We start from the raw sequence: 19,158 nt of genomic DNA, 5'->3' as shown, positions 1-19,158 counted from the left end.
GGCTGCATTTGCGCGCAGTCTAGCGCATGGCGCGGTGGCATCCAGCAGAATCTGCGATTGCCGTGCAGGGCGCTTGACTGCATACTGCGGTGGATGAGCACCGCCACCTTGCCTGCCCCGCATTCCAAAGCACCAGCCTATGTCTCCATGCAGGGCCTGGATAACGCCTATGTCGAAGGCCTGCGCGACATTTTTGAAGAGCGCATCGTTTTCAACAAGCTGCTGGGGCTCAAGCTCCAGGCCGTGCAGGACGATGCGGTCTGGGCGAGTCTGGAGATGCGCGCCGAGCTGATTGGCCATTTTGGCCTGCAGCGCGTGCACGGGGGCGTCATCAGTGCCAGCCTGGATGCGCTGGGCGGCATCGCGGTGATGGCGGCCTCCGGCGCCAAACATGTGGGTGAGCCGGTGATGCAGCGCCTGATGCGTTTTGCCAAGCTGGGCACCATTGATTTGCGGGTCGACTACCTGCGTCCGGGCACCCACGGCCCTTTTGGGCTGCAGGCCCGGGTGCTGCGCTTGGGCTCGCGGGTGGCGACGACGCGCTCGGATTTTTGCGACAGCAGCGGCCAGGTGCTGGCCACGGCCACGGCGGCCTATATCGTGTCCTGATGCGGGCTGGCGGTACTATTGCGATGTTGGGAAATGTGAGATTTGTCCGACCTATGAAAGTATTGATAGGAAAGGCCGCCATAGTTGCCGCCTGTTACGACTAGTGTCAAATTTTGTGAACACCCTAGCTATAAATTGAATAGCATGTTGAAGCTTTTCACAAGGAGAACCGATGGCTGTACAAAACCCTTTCTTCGGCGGACGCCGTGACAATGACTCTTCTGCCTCCAAATTCATGGGAGGCAATGCTTCGAGTACTTCGGGCAGCACCTTGCCCAGCACCGCAGCGGGCTCTGCCAGCTCCGTGCTCGGCGGCAACCTGAGCGGCCACAAGGCCGACGAGCCCAGCAACCTCTCTCCTACCTCTTCCTACACCAGCACCGTGACCACTGACACCACCGCCGGCACCGGCAGCAAACTGACTGTTGGCCCCAATATCAAGCTCAAGGGCGTTGAGATCACCGATTGCGACACCTTGGTGGTGGAAGGCACGGTCGAGGCCACGATGGATTCGCGCGTGATCCAGATTGCCGCAGAAGGGGCCTTCCGTGGCTCGGCGGAGATCGATATCGCCGAAATCCATGGCGAATTCGAAGGCAACCTGACGGTGCGCGACAAGCTGGTGATTTTTGGCAGCGGCCGTGTGCACGGCAAGATCCGCTACGGCAAGGTCATCATCGAAGAAGGTGGTCAGCTGACCGGCGAGATCGAGTGCTCCAACAGCACGCGCAAAACCGTGGCCGCCAGCACCACGACCAACAAGACGGAAAAGCCCGCCGAAAGCCTGGCTTGATCGCTGAGGCCCCGGCCTCCCGCTTGTGAAAAAGCCGCTGCAGCGCAGATTTGCGTTGCAGCGGCTTTGGTGTTTTTAGGCCGGTCGCCGGTGGTCCATGGCCGGTCAGACCGGCAGCGGAGGCACGGTGCGGGGATGGCCTTCGTCATCGATGGCGACATAGGTCAAGGTCGCCTCGGTCACCTTGAAGAACTGGCCTTGCTTGGACAGGCGCTCGGCAAACACCTCGACCTGAACCGTCATCGAGGTCGTGCCCACACGCACCAGCTTGGCGTAGAACGACAGGATGTCGCCCACGCGCACGGGCTGCTTGAAGATGAATTCATTGACCGCCACGGTGACGGTGCGGCCGCGCGAGTGGCGCAGCGGCAGTACCGAGCCGCCCAGATCCACCTGCGACATGACCCAGCCGCCAAAGATATCGCCGTTGGCATTGCAGTCGGCGGGCATGGGAACCACGCGCAAAACCAGCTCTTTGTCCTGGGGAAGCGCGTTGGATGCGGTGCGTGGGGTATTCATGGTCACAATGGAGGTCTATAACAAACCCACCATTGTCTCCGATGCGACGTTATGCCGAGGCGCCCGCCGCCACAAGCCCTACCCCTAGTGATGGAAAAAATCTGACCGCTGGCGACGGCCGTACCTTGAAGCGACTGCTGCCGTATTTGTGGACCTACAAGTGGCGGGTGCTCGCCGCCCTGGTGCTGATGGTGGGGGCCAAGGTGGCCAATGTCGGCGTGCCGGTACTGCTCAAGCATGTGGTCGATGCGCTCGATATCCGGCCCGGCCAACCCCAGGCCTTGCTGGTGGTGCCGGTGGGACTGCTGCTGGCCTACGGGGGCCTGCGGCTTTTGACCTCGGTGTTTGGCGAGCTGCGCGAGCTGGTGTTCTCCAAAGCCACGCAGGGCGCCGCGCGCGCAATTGCGCTGCAGACCTTTGAGCATCTGCATGCGATGAGCCTGCGCTTTCACCTCGAGCGCCAGACCGGCGGCATGACGCGCGATATCGAGCGCGGCGTCAAAGGGGTGGAATCCCTCATCTCCTACTCGCTCTACAGCATCGTGCCCACCTTGATCGAGCTGGCGCTGGTGCTGGGCATTCTGGCCGTGCAGTTCGATATCTGGTTTGCCATCATCACCATCGTTGCGCTCACGGTCTACATCACGTTCACCGTGGTGGTCACCCAGTGGCGCACGCATTTTCGGCGCGAGGCGAACCTGATCGACTCCTCGGCGCACAGCAAGGCGATTGACTCGCTGCTGAACTACGAGACGGTGAAATACTTCAACAACGAGGCCTTTGAAGCCCAGCGCTATGACGGGGATCTGGAAAAACTGCGCCGCTCGCGCCTCAAGAGCCAAAGCAGCCTGAGCCTGCTCAACAGTGGCCAGCAGCTGATCATTGCAGTCGCGCTGGTCGCAATGCTGTGGCGTGCCACCCAGGGCGTGGTCGACGGCCGGCTCAGCCTGGGCGATCTGGTGATGATCAATGCCTTCATGATCCAGCTGTACATTCCGCTCAATTTCCTGGGCACCTTGTACCGCGAGATCAAGCAAAGCCTGACCGACCTGGACCGCATGTTTGTGCTGATGGACCAGCAGCGCGAGGTGGCTGATGCGCCGACGGCCCAGCCGCTGGCGCTGCAGGCCGAGCCTGAGCTGCGTTTTGACGACGTGCATTTTGCCTACCACCCGGATCGCCCCATTTTGCAGGGCCTGAGCTTTGTCGTGCCTGCGGGCAAGACCGTCGCGGTGGTGGGCCCTTCGGGCGCCGGCAAATCCACGCTCGCGCGGTTGATCTTTCGTTTTTACGATGTGCAGGCGGGCGCCATCCGCATTGCGGGCCAGGACATCCGCGATCTGACGCAGGACAGCCTGCGCCGAGCGATCGGCATCGTGCCGCAGGACACAGTGCTGTTCAATGACACCGTCGCCTACAACATCGCCTATGGCCGACCCGGCGCATCGCAACAGGAGATCGTGCAGGCTGCGCAGGCCGCGCGCATCCACACGATGATCGCGGCCTCACCCGAAGGCTATGCCACCCGTGTGGGTGAGCGCGGGCTCAAGCTCTCGGGCGGCGAAAAGCAGCGCGTGGCCATTGCCCGCACCTTGCTCAAGAACCCGCCGATCCTCATCTTTGACGAGGCCACCTCGGCGCTGGACTCGGCCAACGAGCGCGCCATCCAGCAGGAGCTGCAAAAGGCCGCGCAGGGCAAGACCACCTTGGTGATTGCCCACCGCCTGTCCACCGTGGTGGATGCGCATGAAATCCTGGTGATGGACGCCGGCCGCATTGTGGAGCGCGGCACCCATGCGCAGCTGCTGGCGCAGGGTGCGCGCTATGCCAGCATGTGGGCCTTGCAGCGCAACCAGGTGCAGCAGTAGATTGAAATTTGCTTAGCGCTTGCTGCGCGAGAGCCGCTTGGCGTTGCTTACGGCCTTGGCATGGACGGGTGTGATGCCGGCGTTGAGCACGTCGGTGACGGCCCGTACCTGCTGCGTGACCATACGCGAGGTAGCCTTGCCCACGCCAAAGGCGGCCAGCGGGTTGCTGCTGCCGGGGGTGAACGGCCCTGGGACGGTATACAGGCTGGCGGCGGCCTGCCAGTAGGCTGTACAGGCCTGGGTCCACATCCCGATCCAGGATTCGTAAAAGGCGGTGACCTTTTCGTTGCCCATGCGGTAGAACTCTTGCTGGTCGCGCGCCGAAGGCTGGGTGCCAGCGAGCATCATGCGGCCCACGCGTTGTGCGACCACCTGGGGAGCAGCCAAGCTGAGCTCCAGGCTTTTGGTGGCCAGATTCTGGACCTTGGCTTGGGTAGTGTGTCTTGCAGTCATGGGCATTCCCAGTGGGTTAAAACTAGGGAAATTGTAGAAAGCTTTGAAGAATGCTGCATTGCAGCAACTTCACCTGCCTGCACCCATGGTTATTGCTTAAGCCATTGATATGAAAAGAATACCTGTATTTCTTGCACCATTCTTGTGGGGTAGGTACAGCGCTTGACCTGGCCTAGGACTGCGCATTGTTTGCAATGGCTGGCGCGTCCTGTTGCTGCAGCGCCTCCAGCTCGTCGCTGCTGAAGACGCGCGAGCGCGTGTGAAAGGCCTTGCCCTCGGGGCCTTCGAGTGAGAAGGTGCCGCCGCCGTGCGTGTCGATCACATCGATGATCAGCTGGGTGTGCTTCCAGTACGTGTACTGGGAGGTGCTCATGTAAAACGGGCAGCCCCCTATATCGCCCAGGTAGACATCGCCCTGGCCAATCGTCAGCTCGCCCAGCAGGTAGCAGTTGGCCGCGCTGTTGTCGCAGCAGCCGCCCGATTGGTGAAACATCAGGCCAGGGCCATGCTTGTCTTTGAGCAAGGCAATCAGCGCTTGCGCGGCCGGGGTGGCCACTACCTTTTCCACAACCATGTTGCTGTCTCCTGTGAGGTGGGCAAGGCAGGTGCCATGCCGGCCAGAATGGGTGGTGTTGCACAGGCGGTGTGCGTGGCCCCAGCCCTGACTGCTGAGGCAGCCTGGGTCGGGCACACCGCCCTGCATACCCTGTCTATTAGAAGAAGCCCAGCTTGTTTTCGGAGTAGGACACCAACAGATTCTTGGTCTGCTGGTAGTGGTTGAGCATCATCTTGTGGTTCTCACGGCCGATGCCGGACTCTTTGTAACCGCCAAAGGCGGCATGCGCGGGGTAGTGGTGGTAGCAGTTGGTCCAGACGCGGCCGGCCTTGATCGCGCGGCCCATGCGGTAGGCCAGGTTGCCATTGCGCGTCCACACACCTGCGCCCAGGCCGTACAGCGTATCGTTGGCCAGCTCCAGCGCTTCTTCTTCGGTCTTGAAGGTGGTGACGGCCAACACCGGGCCAAAGATTTCTTCCTGGAAGATGCGCATCTTGTTGTGGCCCTTGAACACCGTGGGCTGCACATAGTAGCCGCCGTCCAGGTCACCTCCTAGCTTGGCTTCGGCGCCACCGATCAGCACTTCAGCGCCTTCCTGGCGGCCCAGGTCCAGGTAGCTGCTGATCTTGATCAGCTGCTCCTTGCTGGCCTGCGCGCCCATCATGCTGTCGGTGTCCAGCGGGTTGCCATGCTTGATGGCGGCAATGCGCTTGAGCACTTTTTCCATGAAGCGGTCATAGATGGACTCATGGATCAGCGCGCGGCTGGGGCAGGTGCAGACCTCGCCCTGGTTGAAGGCAAACAGCACCAGGCCTTCGATCGCCTTGTCGAGGAAGGCATCGTCCTGGTCCATCACATCGGCAAAGAACACATTGGGCGACTTGCCGCCCAGCTCCAAGGTGGCTGGAATCAGGTTGTTGGCAGCGGCCTGGGCGATGACGCGGCCGGTGCTGGTCGAGCCGGTAAAGGCAATCTTGGCGATGCGCTTGCTGTTGGCCAGCGGCATGCCGGCCTCACGGCCATAGCCGTTGACCACGTTAAGCACGCCGGCGGGCAGCAGGTCTTCGATCAACTCGATGAGGATCAGCAGGCTGATGGGGGTGGATTCTGCGGGCTTGAGCACCACGCAGTTGCCCGCAGCAATGGCGGGGGCCAGTTTCCAGGCAGCCATCAGGATGGGGAAGTTCCAGGGAATGATCTGGCCCACAACGCCCAGCGGCTCGTGGTAATGGTAGGCCACCGTCGTGTTGTCAATCTCGCTGATGCCGCCTTCCTGCGCCCGCAGCGCGCCGGCAAAGTAGCGGAAGTGGTCGGCCGACAGCGGAATGTCGGCATTGAGCGTCTCGCGGATCGCCTTGCCGTTGTCCACCGTTTCGGCGTAGGCCAGCAGTTCGGTATTGGCGTCGATGCGCTCGGCAATCTGCAGCAGCACATTGGAGCGCTCGGTGGCTGATTTCTTGCCCCAGGCATCGGCCGCGGCATGGGCGGCATCCAGTGCCAGCTCCACATCTTCGGCGGTCGAGCGTGCGGCCTGTGTGTAGACCTGGCCGTTGATCGGCGAGATCACATCAAAGTACTGGCCCTTGACCGGCGCCTTCCACTGGCCGCCAATGAAGTTGTTGTACTGCTTTTTGTAGCTGATCTTGGCGCCCGATTGGCCGGGAAATACGTATTGCATGGTGTGTCTCCTTGGAAATGGATATCGCAAGCTGATTCGTGCCGGATGCCAGCAGGAAAAGGCACGAGTCACACCTGAGATATCAAGATGCATGCCAGGCCCGATTGCGTGCCAAGTGCTTGATTTGTATCAGTCCCGCTGGCCGCGATGGCTGGCGTTGGAACAGCGCCGGACAATGCAGGTGTTCCAATCTGGAACAGTCGGACAGCGGCATGGCTATTCACGGCGACTCCGTGCGGCCGCTTTCCTATACTGTCCCCATGGGCCTGCGCAGACAGGCTTGCAAGGAGACAACATGGATCCCCAGATCACCTCCCAGGTGCTGCGCCAGGCACGGGTGCATTTGTTGGCACATGGTGAATGCCCGCCCGGGGCGGTGCAGGCGCGCATTGCCAGCTCCTGGCAACGCAGCCTGCGCGCAGGGGTACAGCCAGTCGGCCGGGTGTCTTGCGGCGATCCGCTCACCGGCTCCGAAATGCGCCAGGTGCTCACGCGCAGCGAAGACCTGCTGGCCATTGCCCGGCCGGTGATGGACTATGTGTTCGAGCAGATCCAGGACAGCCACAGCATGGTCATCCTGGCCAACGCCCAAAGCACCCTGCTGCACACCTTGGGTGACGCCCCTTTTCTGAACAAGGCCGAGCGCGTGGCGTTGCGCAGTGGCGCGATCTGGACCGAAGAGGCGCGCGGCACGAATGCGATTGGCACGGCGCTGGTGGAAGCCACGCCGCTGCGCGTCGAAGGCGCGGAGCACTTTCTGGAGGCCAACAGTTTTTTGAACTGCGCAGCCTCGCCCATCTTCAGCGCCCAGGGCCAGCTGCTGGGCGTGCTCGATATCTCTGGCGACCAGCGCCTGGCCCAGGCCCATACCTTGGGGCTGGCCACCACCGCTGCCCGCATGATCGAAAACCGCTGGCTGCTGGCACGCCACCAGCGCGACTGGCGCATGCATTTCCACACCCAGGCCGAAGGGGTGGGTACCGCCGCCGAAGGCATTCTGGCGCTGACGCCCGATGGTTTGCTGCTGGGCGGCAACCGCACCGCCATGCAAAGCCTCAAGATTGCCGCGGCCGACTGGGGCCATCTGCACTGGGACGACATCAGCGCGATGCCGCTGCGCGACTGGCTGGCCCGGGGCCATACCCAGACCGAGCGCCTGCATCTGGCGGCCCTGCACACCGGCCGCAGCGTGTTTGCGCGCCTGGTGCTGCCTCAGGCATCACACGCCACGCCGGTGGGCGCTGCACCGCCCGCGCTGCCAGGCGATCGCGCGGGCCGGGCGCCGCTCGTGGCCGTGCCCCAGCCAGCGGCGCCCGATGCGCTGGCCCGGCTGGACACCGGTGACCCGGGCTGGCGCGCTGCGGCCGAGCGCGGGCGGCGCACCTGGGGCAAGGGCATTGCCTTGCTGGTGCAGGGCGAATCGGGCGTAGGCAAGGAGCTGTTTGCGCGCGCGCTGCACGACAGCAGCGCACGCCATGCCGCGCCTTTTGTGGCCATCAATTGCGCGGCGATTCCGGAGCATTTGATCGAGGCCGAGCTGTTTGGCTACGAGTCCGGGGCTTTCACCGGCGCCCGGCGCGATGGCCAACTGGGCCGCTTGCGCGAGGCCCAGGGCGGCACGCTTTTCCTCGATGAAATTGGCGATATGCCGCTGGCGCTGCAAACCCGTTTGCTGCGTGTGCTGCAGGAGCGCAGCATCACGCCGTTGGGCGGCGGCAAGGCCCAGCAGCTCGATTTTGCGCTGGTCTGTGCCACCCACCACCAGCTGCGCGAGGCGGTGGCGCAGGGGCGCTTTCGGGCCGATCTGTTCTACCGTATCAACGGCCTGGCCTTGCAGCTGCCCGCGCTGCGCGAGCGCAGCGACCGCGAGGCCATCACCCGCCGCTTGCTGGACCAGTTCAACCCCAGCCAGCCGGTACGGCTGCATCCTGATCTGGCCTTTGCAATGGCGCACTACCCCTGGCCCGGCAATCTGCGCGAGTACGCCAACGCGCTGCAGACCGCATCGGCGCTGTTGCTGCCCGGCGAGGACACGATTGGCTGGTCGCAGCTCTCCGACGATCTGGCGCAGGAGCTGCTGCGCTACCGCGAGGGCGCGCCGATGGCGGTAGCCGCTTTGGCCGCGCAAGCGCAGCCACCCAGCCTGCCGGCCACCGATCTGAAAACCCTCTCGCACACCGCCATTGCGCAGATGCTGCAGCAGTGCCGGGGCAATGTATCACAGGCGGCCAAGCTGCTGGGCATCAGCCGGCAGACCCTGTACCGCCGGCTCAAGACGGCTTAGGCTTAGCTGCATGGCCTAAGATAGCTGCTGCGCCGGCACATGGTGTGCCGCCTGTTTGTTGGAATGCCCATGCCCGCCTCTGAAAACCCTGCTGTCGCCACCTGGTCTTCGCGCTGGTGGGCCGATATCAGCACGCGCGAATTTGCCCAGGCGCAGACCAGCGGCCTGGCGGCCAGCACGGTGGCGGTGCTGCCCGTCGGCGCAGTGGAGCAGCATGGCCCGCATTTGCCAGTCTCTGTCGATGCCACCTTGCTGCAAGGCATTGTGGCGGCGGCCATGCCGCTGCTGCCACCCGATGTGCCCGTGCTGGTGCTGCCGGCGCAGAACATTGGCCTGAGCACCGAGCACCTGAACTTTCCCGGCACCTTGAGCCTGCCGCCCAAGCTCATCATCGACCTGTGGACGGCGCTGGGCCAGGCGGTGGCGCGTGCGGGTATCCGCAAGCTGCTGATGTTCAACACCCATGGCGGGCAGGTGGCGGTGATGGATATCGTCGCGCGCGAGCTGCGCATCGCCCATGGCATGCTGGTCTACAGCAGCAGCTGGGGCGGCCTGCCGTTGCCCGCTGAAGTGACAGGCCTGTTCAGCGCTGAGGAGCACCGCTTTGGCATCCATGGCGGCGAGGTGGAAACCTCGATGATGCTGCACCTTGCACCCGCGCAGGTGGACATGGCGCAGGCGGGTTGCTTCCATTCCACGTCGCAGGACCGGGCGCGGCGCTTTGCGATTGTGGGCAATGGCAAGAGCGCCAAGATGGGCTGGGCGATGGAAGACTACAACCCCTGCGGCGCCGTTGGCAATGCCGCGGGCGCCACGGCAGACAAAGGCCGGGCGGTGGTCGAGGCAGCGGCCCAGCAACTGGCCTTGCTGCTGCAGGAGATCCACCAGCTGGCGTGGACGGTGCCGCCGCGCTGATGGCTACCCGCTGAGGATCAACCCCGCAGCACCTCGCTGAACACGGCCGCATCGACATTGCCGCCGGTCAGCGCCAGGCCCACGGTCTGGCCGGTGATCTGTTCGCGCTCCTGCAGCGCGGCGGCCAGGGCGCCGGCACCGGCGCCTTCGGCCACATTGTGGGTGTCGGTAAACAGGAAGCGCATCGCTGCGCGCACCTCGTCGTCGCTGACGGCCACCAGGTGGTCCAGGTGCTGGCGCAGCACCGGCAGGGCCATCGGGTCGGCGCGGCGCACGGCCATGCCGTCGGCAATCTCGGTGCTGACCACCGCCTCGACTACTTCACCGGCGGCGATGGAATCACGGTAGGTGGTGGCGCCGGTGCTGATCACGCCGACAATGCGCACCGGGTGCTGCAAGGCCAGCTTGGCCGCCACGGCGGCGCAGGCGCCCGAGCCCAGGCCAATGGGCACATAGACGGTCTGCAAATGCGGCACGGCGCGCAAAAATTCCCACCAGTAGGTGCTGACGCCGCTGACCAGGTCCGGGTGGTAGCTGGGCACCATGTGGGCGCCGCTGTGCTCGGCCAGCGCCATCGCATGCTCGCGGGCGGCCTGGAAGTCGTCTCCGTGCTCGATCAGCTCGGCACCCAGCGAGCGCATCGCCAAGTTCTTCTCGACCGAGTTGCCATGGGGCACGACGATGGTGCAGCGCACGCCATGGCTGCGCGCAGCCCAGGCAATGCTCTGGCCATGGTTGCCGCGCGTGGCGCTGATCACCTGCGCGGGCAGGGTGCCGCGCGCTGCCATCTGTGCAAAGTAAGACAGACCGCCCCGGATCTTGAACGCGCCGACGGGCGTGTGGTTCTCGTGCTTGAGCCAGCACTCGGCCCCCAGGCGTTCGCCCAGCAGCTGCCAGCGGTACTGCGGCGTGGCCTGGAACTCACGGTAGACGATGCGGGAGGCGGCCTCGATTTCGGCGAGGCTGGGCAGGGAGATGGCTTGCATAGATCAGAAAAAAGGGTGCGTTGAAGAGCGGGTCAGAGACGGCTGCGCAGCTGCACCAGCCCCTTGGGCGTGTGCAAATGCGCGACCAGCGCAGGCGTGGGCGCTTGGGCCACCTGTAAGGCGGGGTGGCTGCCCAGGCCTATTGCCTGCAGCGCGGTGTGCAGGGCCGCTGCATCGGGGTGCAGCAGCTGCAGCTGCTGCAGTGCAACGCCTTTATCCGCCATGCTGGTTTCCGGGTGCTGCTCCCCCCATTCAATCAAGGTGGGCAGCAGGCCCTGGAGCAGGCGCTGGCCATCGGGGCGCAGGCCAATTTGCCAGGCCAGCAGGCCCCGGGGCGTTTGCCGGCTGGCGGCCTGGGGCGTGCCGGCGCCATAGCCCAGGGCGCGCAAGGCCTCGGTCGCTTGTGCTATGCCGCTGACGCGCGCGACCCAGTGGGTCAGCTGCGGCCCCTGGCTGCGCACCTGGGCCTGCAGCGCGGCATCGTCCATGTCAAACCAGCGGCGATGGCCGCCAGGCGCCTGGCCTTGCGGGTCGATCGCGATGATCTCCAGGTAACTCGCTGCAAAGGCCGGGCTGCTGATGCGCAGTAGGCGGTTGTGGGTGCCCATGAAGGCATGCTGGCCGCCCGCATCAGGCGTCACGCCCAAGCTCGCCTCGCACCAGGCCAGGCCTTCGTCCAGGCTGGCGGCCATGACAACCAGGTGGTCCAGTCCGGCGCCGTTCACAGCAGCACCTCGCCCTGGATGCCTGCGGAGATATGGCCGCCTACCCAGACTTGGCCTGCCGCATCCTGCGCGATGTTGACGATGCCGCTGCGGTCCAGGTTGATGCCCTGGCTGGCGACATAGGGGGCCTGCAGATGGCCCTCGGCCAGCAGCCACTGGGCCAGGCTGGCGTTGAGGCTGCCGGTGATCGGGTCTTCGCTGAGGCTGGTGCCGGTGTTGAACCAGACGCGCACCTCGATATCGGCCTCCGGTGGGCGGCTGGCCTGGCCCGTGGCGCCGTCAAACGCACGCGCCTCGCGGCTGGCGCGGCCGATCAGTGCCTTGCCCGCTTGCGGGTACAGCGCGGCCACGGCCAGCTCCATGCCCAGGCCATGCAGCGCCGCCAGATCAGGCTGGATCGCAAGCACAGTGTCGGGGTCGTCCAGCAGCAAGGCCCAGAACACGGGGCCGTTGTCCAGCTTTTGCTGGGCCAGCACCTGGTCTGCCTGCAGCCCGATGGCCTGCAGCACCGGGGCCAGCTCGGCCGCGCTGATGGCGCTGCGGCTGAGTGAGGGCGCGGCAAAGGCCAGCCGGCCATTGCGCGCGTCTTGCTGCAAGGGCACCAGGCCCTTGGCGCATTCCTGCACAATGCGGCCGGTCTGCTGCGGCTGGCCGCCGGCTGCGAGCCAGGCGTGACAACTGCCCAAGGTCGGGTGGCCGGCAAAAGGCAGCTCGCCGCCGGGGGTGAAGATGCGCACCCGGTAGTCCGCACCCTGGGCGCGGCCCTCGGGTGTGGGTGGCAGCAAAAAGGTGGTTTCGGACAGATTGGTCCAGCGGGCAAAGGCCTGCATGGCCTCGTCGCTCAGGCCCTCGCCTTCGAGCACCACGGCCAGCGGGTTGCCACGGTAGGCGGTTTCGGAAAACACATCCACCTGCATAAAGGCGCGTGTACGCATAAGAGCTTCCTTTCTTCGGTATTCAGAGAACGACGTGGCCGGTGACCACGCTGTGTACACGCCCCTGCACCCAGATCTGGCCCTGCGCATCGGCGACCAGGCGCATGCGGCCCGCGCGGCCGATCGCCGCCCCTTGCTGCACGCAGTAGGGCAGAGCGATATGGCCGACTGCGCTGAGCCACTGGGCCAGGCTGGCATTGAGGCTGCCGGTGGCCGGGTCTTCGGCAATGCCGTGGGCGGTCAAGGTGATGCCGCGCACTTCCAGCACAGGTTCTGCCGCAATCGTGCCGCTGCAGGGCCGGTGGAGGGCGCAGAGGCCGGCCTTGACGCCCAGTGCCCGCAGCGCAGCCGCGTTGGGCTGGGCGCGGGGTAGCACCTCTATATCGCGCATCAGCAAGCCCATCCAGCGTGATCCATTGTCCAGCCACTGCGCGGCGACCAGGTCATCGGCCTGCAGTGCCAGGGCGGCCAGCACCTGCGCCTGCACACCGGCGGGTACCTCGCTGCGCTGCAGCGGTGGCGCGGCAAAGGCCAAGCCCTCCAATCCAGCAGCAGCCGAGCGTTGGATGCTGACCAGGCCTTTGGCGCATTCCTGCACCACCCGCTGCGCTTGGCGCGGTGTGCCGCCGGCGTTGAGCCAGGCCTGGCAGCTGCCCAGGGTTGGGTGGCCGGCAAAGGCCAGCTCGCCCGCCGGGGTAAAGATGCGCAAGCGGTAATCGGCGCCACCGTCGGCCCCCTCGGCCGTGGGCGGCAGCACAAAGGTAGTTTCGGACAGGTTGGTCCAGCGCGCAAAGTTCAGCATCGCCGCGGCGCTGAGGCCCTCGCCATCGAGCACCACGGCCAGCGCATTGCCTTGCAGCGCATGGTGGGCAAATACATCGAGCTGGGCAAAGCGGCGTGGCTGCATGGTGGTTGGGTCTTGGGATGTCAACAAATGGTGGGGCGAGCCGTTTTGGCGCGGTGCGGGGAGCGGGCTGGGCGGCGCTTATTCGATCGTGATATCCAACACGCCCCGGCTGGCCGGGCGGGCCAGCATCGCGGCAAACCAGCGCTCCACATGTGGGTAGTGGGGCCGCTGGTAGGCGGCGGCGGGCAGGTTCCACCAGCGGTGCACCTCGCAGGCGACGGGGATATCGGCCATGCCGAACTGTGCGCCTTGCAGATAGGGCTGGCTGGCCAGATGCCGGTCCAGCAGCTGCAGCAAGGGCTCCATTGCGGCGATGGAGGCGGCGATCTTTGGCGCATCGCGCTGCGCGGGGGCGGTGCGGATGAGCTGGATAAACGCATCGCGCCCGGCGGGGTTCATCGTCGTTTGCTGCCAGTCCATCCAGCGCTCGGCATCAAAGCGCTGGGCCAGCGCTGCCGGGTAGAGCACGCCGGGCGCGTAGCGGGCGCAGAGGTAGCGCACGATCACATTGGACTCGAACAGGGTCAGCCGCATGGCGCCTTCGCCGTCTTCGATGGCCGGTACCATCGCATTGGGGTTGCGGGCCAGAAACTCCGGCGTCTGCGTGCCGCCAAACTTGCCGCCGGTGTCTATGCGCTCAAACGCAACGCCCACTTCCTGCGCGGCCCAGACGGCCTTGCGCACATTGATCGAGCTGATGCGGCCCCAGATTTTCAGCATGTCTCTTCCTTGGTATTGGCGCGCGGCCCGCGCACAGGCGGGCTGCGTGGTGGTGGTGTGGCCAGAGTGCCTGCCATGCGGACTGGCGCTCTGGCGATCAGGCCAGCTGGCTTATCGCGCTGCCAGCGCGGCACGCACCGTATCAGCCAGCGCCCGGATCGCAATATGGATCTGCTCTTCCGAGGCCGTTACATAGGACAGGCGCATCGTGCGGTTGTCGGGCTGGCTGGCATAGAAGGCGCTGCCGGGCACATAGGCCACATTGCGCTCGACGGCGGCGGGCAGCATGGCGACGGTATCAATGCCTTCGGGCATGCGCAGCCAGAGGAACATGCCGCCCGTCGGCGTGGTCCACTGCACATCCAGGTCCGCGAAATGTTCAGCCAGCGCGGCCAGCATCGCATCGCGCTGCTTTTTGTAGAGCGTGCGGATGGTGGGCACATGCTGGTCCAGAAAGCCGCTTTGCACCACCTCGGCCACCATGCGCTGGTTGAAGGTGGGCGTGTGCAGATCGGCCGCCTGCTTGGCCTGCAGCAGCTTGGTGTAGACGGCCTTGGGCGCCACCACATAACCCAGGCGCAGGCCGGGTGCCAGCACCTTGGAGAAGGAGCCCAGGTACACGCCGCCCTCGGGGTTGCGGGCGGTCAGCGGGGCAGGGGGCGCCTGGTCGTACCAGAGGTCGCCATAGGGGTTGTCTTCCAGAAACGGAATGCCTAATGTGGCCAGGCGGTCTACCACGGCCTGGCGGCGGGCGTCGTCCATGCTGCGGCCGGTCGGGTTCTGGAAGTTGGGCAGCAGGTAGACCATGCGTGCCTTGTCCGCGCCTTCTCCGGCTTTGCGCACCAGGTCGTCGGGGATCACGCCCTGGTCATCGCTGTCCACCCCCACCACCTGGGGTTGCTGGGGGGAAAAGGCCTGCAGCGCGCCCAGATAGGTGGGGGTCTCCACCAGCAGGCGGCTGCCCTCGTCGAGCAGGATCTTGCCCATCAAATCCAGGCCCTGTTGGGAGCCGGTGGTGATCAGCACCTGGTCGGGGCTGACGTCCCAGGGCAGCTGCTGGGCCACAAACTCGCGCAACGGCGCATAGCCTTCGCTGGCGGCGTATTGCAGCGCAGAGGCGCCGTCTTGCAGCAGCACCTTGTCCGCCGCTTCCTTGAAGGCCGCGATCGGGAAGGTCTTGGGGGAGGGCAAGCCACCGGCCAGGCTGATGATGCCGGGCTTCTCGGTCACTTTCAGGATCTCGCGGATCACCGAGGGGTTCATGCTGGCGGCGCGTTTGGCCAGGGTCCAGTTCGTCATCATTTCCTCATCTCATTACAGGTAGCCGGGGCGACATCGCCCTGGCCGGGGTGGATGCAGCGCAGAGCCACCTTGGGGTTGGCGTATTGGCGGGGCCGGGCGTCTGGGATGGCACACGGCGGGCGGCCTCTGCCGGCAGGCTTTTGGCCTGCATGTTGGTTGGTTTGCAGGGGCAGGCCTCATCTCGGGCCTGCCAGTAGGGCTTTGATTGTCCGTCTAGCGGTGGGCTTGAGGGTGGTGGCACAGGCTTTGTTTCTTCCGGGCTTCAGGCCTTGATCATCCAGGCTGCGGTCAGCACCAGGATCAGCGCCATCGCCCGGTTGAACCACAGCAGGCGCTGGCCCTGGGCCAGCCAGCTGCGCAGCAGCGCGCCAACGGAGGCATAGAGAAAGTTGCTGGCAAAGGCGTAAAACAGCATCACCGGCAGCACGATGGCCAGGCGCGTCAGCGCATCCTGAAAGCCGACAATCCAGCCCGCGACAATGGCCAGCGCCAACAACCAGGCCTTGACGTTGACGAACTGCAAGCCCACGGCCTGCCAAAAACCGAGCAGATGGCCGTTTTGGGCCTCAGCCAATCGGCCGCTGCGGCTGAGTTTGTAGGCCAGCCAGACCAGGTAGACAATGCCGACCGCCTTGATGGCGCCTTTGAGAGCGGGCGCCGCCATGACCAGCGCACCCACGCCGCTGGCGCAAAGCAGCAGCAGGGCGCCCCAGCCCAGGGGCACGCCCCAGACAAAGCGCATCGCGGGTTTGAGCCCCCAGTTGGCACCCATGGCTGCCGCCATCGTGGTGTTGGGCCCGGGGGTGAAGCTCATGGCCGTGGCCAGTACCAGAAATGCGCTGAACTCTACGGCGGTCATGGTCGTTGTCATGGTGATCGTATCTACGGCCCTTGGGGGATCCCATCATGCCCTGCCGCTGCAGCATTCCGGCAGAGCGAGGGGGCGGTCCGGTTGCGGCGGGGACAGTTTGGGCCTCGGGGGCAGGCTTGCCAAAAAATAATGTAGCGCTGATAGCAATACAGTTACAGTACAGACAGAAAATCAATACCATGAACTGTATTGGTGCCAAAACCAGTACATCTCACTCTTTTGCCATGCTGACCCGCGATACCACCCATACCCTGACCGAGCAACTGGCGGCGCGCTTTGCCGAACGCATTCGCTCGCGCCTGCTGCCGGCCGGCGCGCGGCTGCCGTCGGTGCGGGCCTGCGCTGCCCAGCAAAGCGTCAGCCCCTATACCGTGGTCGCGGCCTATGACTTGCTGCAGGCCCAGGGCTTGGTCGAGGCGCGCCGCCAACGCGGCTTTTATGTGCGTGACTATGTGGCCAAGGCCGTGGTCACCGCGCCATCCGCTGCCCCTGCGGCCAAGGACAAGACCTTGAAGGATGCGGTGTCGCTGTCGCTGCCGGCGGCCTCTGCCCGCATCAATGCGACCTCGCTGATCCGGGGCATGATGCACAAGGCCACGCACCCGCAGCCGGGGGCGGGCATGTTCCCGCCCGAATGGCTGCAGAACCAGTTTTTGCAATCGGCGCTGCGCAAGGTCGTGGGCTCGGACGCGCTGCATGCCATGCACTGGAGCTACGGCGCGCCCATGGGCGATGAGCTGCTGCGCGCGCTGCTGGCCGATCGGCTCAAGGAGCTGGGCTTGCCGGTGGGGGTGGAGCAGGTGATGACCACGATGGGCGCCACCCAGGGGCTGGATATTGTCAGCCGCACCTTGCTGAAAGCGGGCGATGCGGTGATGGTGGAGGAGCCTGGTTGGTCGGTGGAGTTTGCCCGGCTGGCGGCGCTGGGCATGCAGGTGCTGCCGGTGCCGCGCGGGCCCGATGGCCCGGATCTGGCCGTCATGCGCCATTACTGCGAAACCCATGCGCCCAAGCTCTATGTCAGCGTCAGCGTGCTGCACAACCCCACCAGCTACAGCCTGCACCCGGCAGCCGCCCACCAGGTGCTGCAACTGGCGCAGGCCTTCAATTTCTATATCGTTGAGGACGACACCTACAGCCATATCGCCCCCGAGCATGCCACGCGGCTCAGCGTGCTCGATGGCTTGAAGCGCAGTATCTATGTGAGCGGCTTTGCCAAGATTCTGGCGCCCAACTGGCGCGTGGGTTATATGGCGGCGCCACCCGATCTGGTGGACCGCATGCTGGACACCAAGCTGCTGTCGACCTTGACCAGCCCGGCGCTGATGGAGCGCGCGATGGCGCTGTGCATGGAAAACGGCCAGCTGCGGCGCCATATCGAGCGCATGCGCAGCCACCTAGTGCAGGCGCGCAAGCACAGCGTGCCGCTGGCGCTGGAGGCTGGTTGCCGCTTTGTCACCGAGCCCGCAGGCATGTTCGGCTGGGTCGATACCGGCATGGATACCGAGGTGCTGGCCCAGCGCATGCTCGATGAAAACTACCTGATTGCGCCAGGCAGCCTCTTTCATGCGAGCCGCCAGCCGTCCACGCTGATGCGCATCAACTATGCCTGCACGCAGGACCCGAGCTTCTGGCGGGTTTACCAGCGGGTGCGCGCGGAGTTTGCGCAGGCCGAGTCCATGCCGCGCTGAATCGCTAAGAACCTGTTCAAAGGCACAGCGCGGCGCCGGATCAGCTGGCCAGCTCTTCCCAGCGCATCAATGCTTCAAGCAGCTGCTCTTCAATGGCGGCATCGCGCTGCTGCAACTGCATCGCCTGGCCATAGTCCTTGGTGTAGAGGCTGCCATCGGCCAGCCTGGCCTGGATGTCCTTTTGCTCGGCCTCCAGCTCGGCAATGCGGGCGGGCAAGGTGTCCAGGTCGCGCTGGTCCTTGTAACTCAGCTTGCGCTTGGGCTGTGCGCTGGGCACGGCTGTTGCAGCGGGCGCTGGCGCGGGGGCAGCGGCGGCGGCCTTGCTCTCTTTGGCCAGCTTGCTGGCTTGCACAGCATCCCGCTGCTCGGCAATCTCACGCGAGCGGCGTGACTGGATCAGCCAGTCCTGCACCGAGCCCTCGTACTCGCGCCAATGGCCATCGCCTTCGGCGGCGATGATGCTGGTGACCACGTTGTCCAAAAAGGTCCGGTCATGGCTGACGAGGAAGACCGTGCCGTCGTACTGCTGCAGCAGGTCTTCCAGCAGGTCCAGGGTGTCGATGTCCAGGTCGTTGGTGGGTTCATCAAGCACCAGCACATTGGCGGGGCGGGCAAACAAGCGGGCCAGCAGCAAGCGGTTGCGCTCGCCACCCGACAGGGAACGCACCGGGGAGTGCGCGCGTGCGGGCGAGAACAGGAAATCGCTCAGGTAGCTTTTCACATGCTTGCGCTGGTTGCCGATCTCGATCCATTCGCTGCCCGGGCTGATGAAGTCCTCCAGGGTTGCATCCAGATTGATGGCATCGCGCATCTGGTCAAAATAGGCCACCTGCAGGTTGGCGCCCTGGCGAATCGTGCCGCTGTCTGCGGCCAACTCGCCCAGAATCATCTTCAGCAAGGTGGTTTTGCCCGCGCCATTGGGGCCGAGCAGACCGATCTTGTCGCCGCGCAGCACCGTGGTGCTGAAGTTGCGCACAATGGTCCGGTCGCCAAAACGCTTGCTGACATCGGTCAGCTCGGCAACGATCTTGCCCTGGTAGGCGCTGCCCGTGCCCGAGGCAATGTCCATCTTCACACTGCCCTGGGCGGTGCGGCGTGCGGCATGCTCGTTGCGCATCACCTTGAGCCGCTCGATCCGGCTCTGGCTGCGCGTGCGGCGGGCTTCGACGCCCTTGCGGATCCAGATCTCTTCCTGGGCCAGCAGTTTGTCGGCCTTGGCATTGATCACCGACTCTTGTGCCAACTGCTCCTGCTTTTGCACGACGTACTGCGCAAAGTTGCCGGGGTAGCTGCGCAGCTGGCCACGGTCCAGCTCGACAATGCGGGTCGCGACCGCATCCAGAAAG

At 64.9% G+C, this 19,158-nt stretch carries 18 protein-coding genes (1 of these 18 cut by a window edge); 6 read left to right on the top strand and 12 right to left on the bottom strand.

Annotated features, from left to right (window positions below; genetic code table 11):
• Positions 1-93 precede the first annotated feature (93 nt).
• Positions 94-609, top strand: coding sequence for a thioesterase family protein (locus tag F0Q04_RS22720; protein WP_116926379.1), 516 nt, complete (start codon positions 94-96; stop codon positions 607-609).
• Between the two features lie 172 nt (positions 610-781).
• A complete protein-coding gene (locus F0Q04_RS22715; protein WP_182343667.1) occupies positions 782-1,402 on the top strand; it encodes a bactofilin family protein in 621 nt (206 codons plus the stop codon).
• A gap of 105 nt (positions 1,403-1,507) precedes the next feature.
• Here the strand turns inward: F0Q04_RS22715 and F0Q04_RS22710 are convergent, their stop codons facing one another.
• On the bottom strand, positions 1,508-1,921 hold the full coding sequence (locus F0Q04_RS22710; RefSeq protein ID WP_021028940.1) for an acyl-CoA thioesterase: 414 nt from the start codon (positions 1,919-1,921) through the stop codon (positions 1,508-1,510).
• 41 nt (positions 1,922-1,962) lie between these two features.
• On the opposite strand from F0Q04_RS22710, the gene F0Q04_RS22705 reads away from it, so the two are divergent.
• Positions 1,963-3,789 carry an ABCB family ABC transporter ATP-binding protein/permease gene (locus F0Q04_RS22705; protein WP_182343665.1) on the top strand — a complete coding sequence of 609 codons (1,827 nt, stop codon included), beginning with the start codon at positions 1,963-1,965 and terminating at the stop codon, positions 3,787-3,789.
• Between the two features lie 12 nt (positions 3,790-3,801).
• On the opposite strand, the gene F0Q04_RS22700 is transcribed toward F0Q04_RS22705, so the two are convergent.
• The 3 genes from F0Q04_RS22700 to F0Q04_RS22690 all read right to left on the bottom strand — a co-directional run bounded on the left by F0Q04_RS22700 (position 3,802) and on the right by F0Q04_RS22690 (position 6,476).
• Positions 3,802-4,242, bottom strand: coding sequence for a polyhydroxyalkanoate granule-associated phasin (locus F0Q04_RS22700; protein ID WP_133248163.1), 441 nt, complete (start codon positions 4,240-4,242; stop codon positions 3,802-3,804).
• 172 nt (positions 4,243-4,414) lie between these two features.
• Positions 4,415-4,816 carry a DUF779 domain-containing protein gene (locus F0Q04_RS22695; protein WP_182343663.1) on the bottom strand — a complete coding sequence of 134 codons (402 nt, stop codon included), beginning with the start codon at positions 4,814-4,816 and terminating at the stop codon, positions 4,415-4,417.
• Positions 4,817-4,955: 139 nt separating this feature from the next.
• Positions 4,956-6,476 (bottom strand): aldehyde dehydrogenase family protein, encoded by a 1,521-nt coding sequence (locus F0Q04_RS22690; protein ID WP_116926383.1) that lies wholly within the window; start codon positions 6,474-6,476, stop codon positions 4,956-4,958.
• Between the two features lie 295 nt (positions 6,477-6,771).
• On the opposite strand from F0Q04_RS22690, the gene F0Q04_RS22685 reads away from it, so the two are divergent.
• Positions 6,772-8,760, top strand: a complete 1,989-nt coding sequence (locus tag F0Q04_RS22685; protein ID WP_182343662.1) for a sigma-54-dependent Fis family transcriptional regulator — start codon at positions 6,772-6,774, stop codon at positions 8,758-8,760.
• A gap of 69 nt (positions 8,761-8,829) precedes the next feature.
• A complete protein-coding gene (locus F0Q04_RS22680; RefSeq protein ID WP_182343660.1) occupies positions 8,830-9,675 on the top strand; it encodes a creatininase family protein in 846 nt (281 codons plus the stop codon).
• Between the two features lie 17 nt (positions 9,676-9,692).
• Here the strand turns inward: F0Q04_RS22680 and F0Q04_RS22675 are convergent, their stop codons facing one another.
• The 7 genes from F0Q04_RS22675 to F0Q04_RS22645 form a co-directional block, all read right to left on the bottom strand.
• Positions 9,693-10,661 (bottom strand): threonine dehydratase, encoded by a 969-nt coding sequence (locus F0Q04_RS22675; protein ID WP_182343657.1) that lies wholly within the window; start codon positions 10,659-10,661, stop codon positions 9,693-9,695.
• 32 nt (positions 10,662-10,693) lie between these two features.
• Positions 10,694-11,386, bottom strand: a complete 693-nt coding sequence (locus F0Q04_RS22670; protein ID WP_232539449.1) for a VOC family protein — start codon at positions 11,384-11,386, stop codon at positions 10,694-10,696.
• Positions 11,383-12,321, bottom strand: coding sequence for a PhzF family phenazine biosynthesis protein (locus tag F0Q04_RS22665; RefSeq protein WP_182343655.1), 939 nt, complete (start codon positions 12,319-12,321; stop codon positions 11,383-11,385). Before F0Q04_RS22665 ends, F0Q04_RS22670 begins: the two co-directional genes overlap by 4 nt.
• 22 nt (positions 12,322-12,343) lie before the next feature.
• Complete coding sequence (locus F0Q04_RS22660) at positions 12,344-13,228, bottom strand: PhzF family phenazine biosynthesis protein (RefSeq protein ID WP_182343653.1); 885 nt, start codon at positions 13,226-13,228, stop codon at positions 12,344-12,346.
• A 78-nt stretch (positions 13,229-13,306) separates the two neighbouring features.
• Complete coding sequence (locus F0Q04_RS22655) at positions 13,307-13,948, bottom strand: glutathione S-transferase (protein WP_182343651.1); 642 nt, start codon at positions 13,946-13,948, stop codon at positions 13,307-13,309.
• Between the two features lie 111 nt (positions 13,949-14,059).
• On the bottom strand, positions 14,060-15,247 hold the full coding sequence (locus tag F0Q04_RS22650) for a PLP-dependent aminotransferase family protein (RefSeq protein WP_182343648.1): 1,188 nt from the start codon (positions 15,245-15,247) through the stop codon (positions 14,060-14,062).
• Between the two features lie 265 nt (positions 15,248-15,512).
• Positions 15,513-16,109: a LysE family translocator gene (locus F0Q04_RS22645; protein ID WP_116927847.1), complete on the bottom strand. Its 597-nt coding sequence runs from the start codon at positions 16,107-16,109 to the stop codon at positions 15,513-15,515.
• 236 nt (positions 16,110-16,345) lie between these two features.
• On the opposite strand from F0Q04_RS22645, the gene F0Q04_RS22640 reads away from it, so the two are divergent.
• Positions 16,346-17,812 (top strand): PLP-dependent aminotransferase family protein, encoded by a 1,467-nt coding sequence (locus F0Q04_RS22640; RefSeq protein ID WP_182343646.1) that lies wholly within the window; start codon positions 16,346-16,348, stop codon positions 17,810-17,812.
• A 40-nt stretch (positions 17,813-17,852) separates the two neighbouring features.
• Here F0Q04_RS22640 and F0Q04_RS22635 read toward each other — a convergent pair whose 3' ends face one another.
• On the bottom strand, positions 17,853-19,158 hold the 3' portion of the coding sequence (locus F0Q04_RS22635) for an ATP-binding cassette domain-containing protein (RefSeq protein WP_182343644.1). The gene runs 611 nt beyond the window's last position; only the last 1,306 of its 1,917 coding nucleotides appear in the window; the start codon falls outside the window, past its right edge — the gene reads right to left on this strand; it ends in the stop codon at positions 17,853-17,855.

Source organism: Comamonas koreensis, assembly GCF_014076495.1.
Lineage (GTDB): Bacteria > Pseudomonadota > Gammaproteobacteria > Burkholderiales > Burkholderiaceae_C > Comamonas > Comamonas squillarum.
Note: the sequence above shows the minus strand (reverse complement) of the source record. Positions and strands in the feature narration are given on the sequence as shown.

Bases quoted from the DNA above. Each gene is read 5' to 3' on its own strand.
- F0Q04_RS22720 (WP_116926379.1), top strand. From the start codon at position 94: ATGAGCACCGCCACCTTGCCTGCCCCGCATTCCAAAGCACCAGCCTAT.
- F0Q04_RS22715 (WP_182343667.1), top strand. From the start codon at position 782: ATGGCTGTACAAAACCCTTTCTTCGGCGGACGCCGTGACAATGACTCT.
- F0Q04_RS22710 (WP_021028940.1), bottom strand. From the start codon at position 1,921: ATGAATACCCCACGCACCGCATCCAACGCGCTTCCCCAGGACAAAGAG.
- F0Q04_RS22705 (WP_182343665.1), top strand. From the start codon at position 1,963: ATGCGACGTTATGCCGAGGCGCCCGCCGCCACAAGCCCTACCCCTAGT.
- F0Q04_RS22700 (WP_133248163.1), bottom strand. From the start codon at position 4,242: ATGACTGCAAGACACACTACCCAAGCCAAGGTCCAGAATCTGGCCACC.
- F0Q04_RS22695 (WP_182343663.1), bottom strand. From the start codon at position 4,816: ATGGTTGTGGAAAAGGTAGTGGCCACCCCGGCCGCGCAAGCGCTGATT.
- F0Q04_RS22690 (WP_116926383.1), bottom strand. From the start codon at position 6,476: ATGCAATACGTATTTCCCGGCCAATCGGGCGCCAAGATCAGCTACAAA.
- F0Q04_RS22685 (WP_182343662.1), top strand. From the start codon at position 6,772: ATGGATCCCCAGATCACCTCCCAGGTGCTGCGCCAGGCACGGGTGCAT.
- F0Q04_RS22680 (WP_182343660.1), top strand. From the start codon at position 8,830: ATGCCCGCCTCTGAAAACCCTGCTGTCGCCACCTGGTCTTCGCGCTGG.
- F0Q04_RS22675 (WP_182343657.1), bottom strand. From the start codon at position 10,661: ATGCAAGCCATCTCCCTGCCCAGCCTCGCCGAAATCGAGGCCGCCTCC.
- F0Q04_RS22665 (WP_182343655.1), bottom strand. From the start codon at position 12,321: ATGCGTACACGCGCCTTTATGCAGGTGGATGTGTTTTCCGAAACCGCC.
- F0Q04_RS22660 (WP_182343653.1), bottom strand. From the start codon at position 13,228: ATGCAGCCACGCCGCTTTGCCCAGCTCGATGTATTTGCCCACCATGCG.
- F0Q04_RS22655 (WP_182343651.1), bottom strand. From the start codon at position 13,948: ATGCTGAAAATCTGGGGCCGCATCAGCTCGATCAATGTGCGCAAGGCC.
- F0Q04_RS22650 (WP_182343648.1), bottom strand. From the start codon at position 15,247: ATGACGAACTGGACCCTGGCCAAACGCGCCGCCAGCATGAACCCCTCG.
- F0Q04_RS22645 (WP_116927847.1), bottom strand. From the start codon at position 16,109: ATGACCGCCGTAGAGTTCAGCGCATTTCTGGTACTGGCCACGGCCATG.
- F0Q04_RS22640 (WP_182343646.1), top strand. From the start codon at position 16,346: ATGCTGACCCGCGATACCACCCATACCCTGACCGAGCAACTGGCGGCG.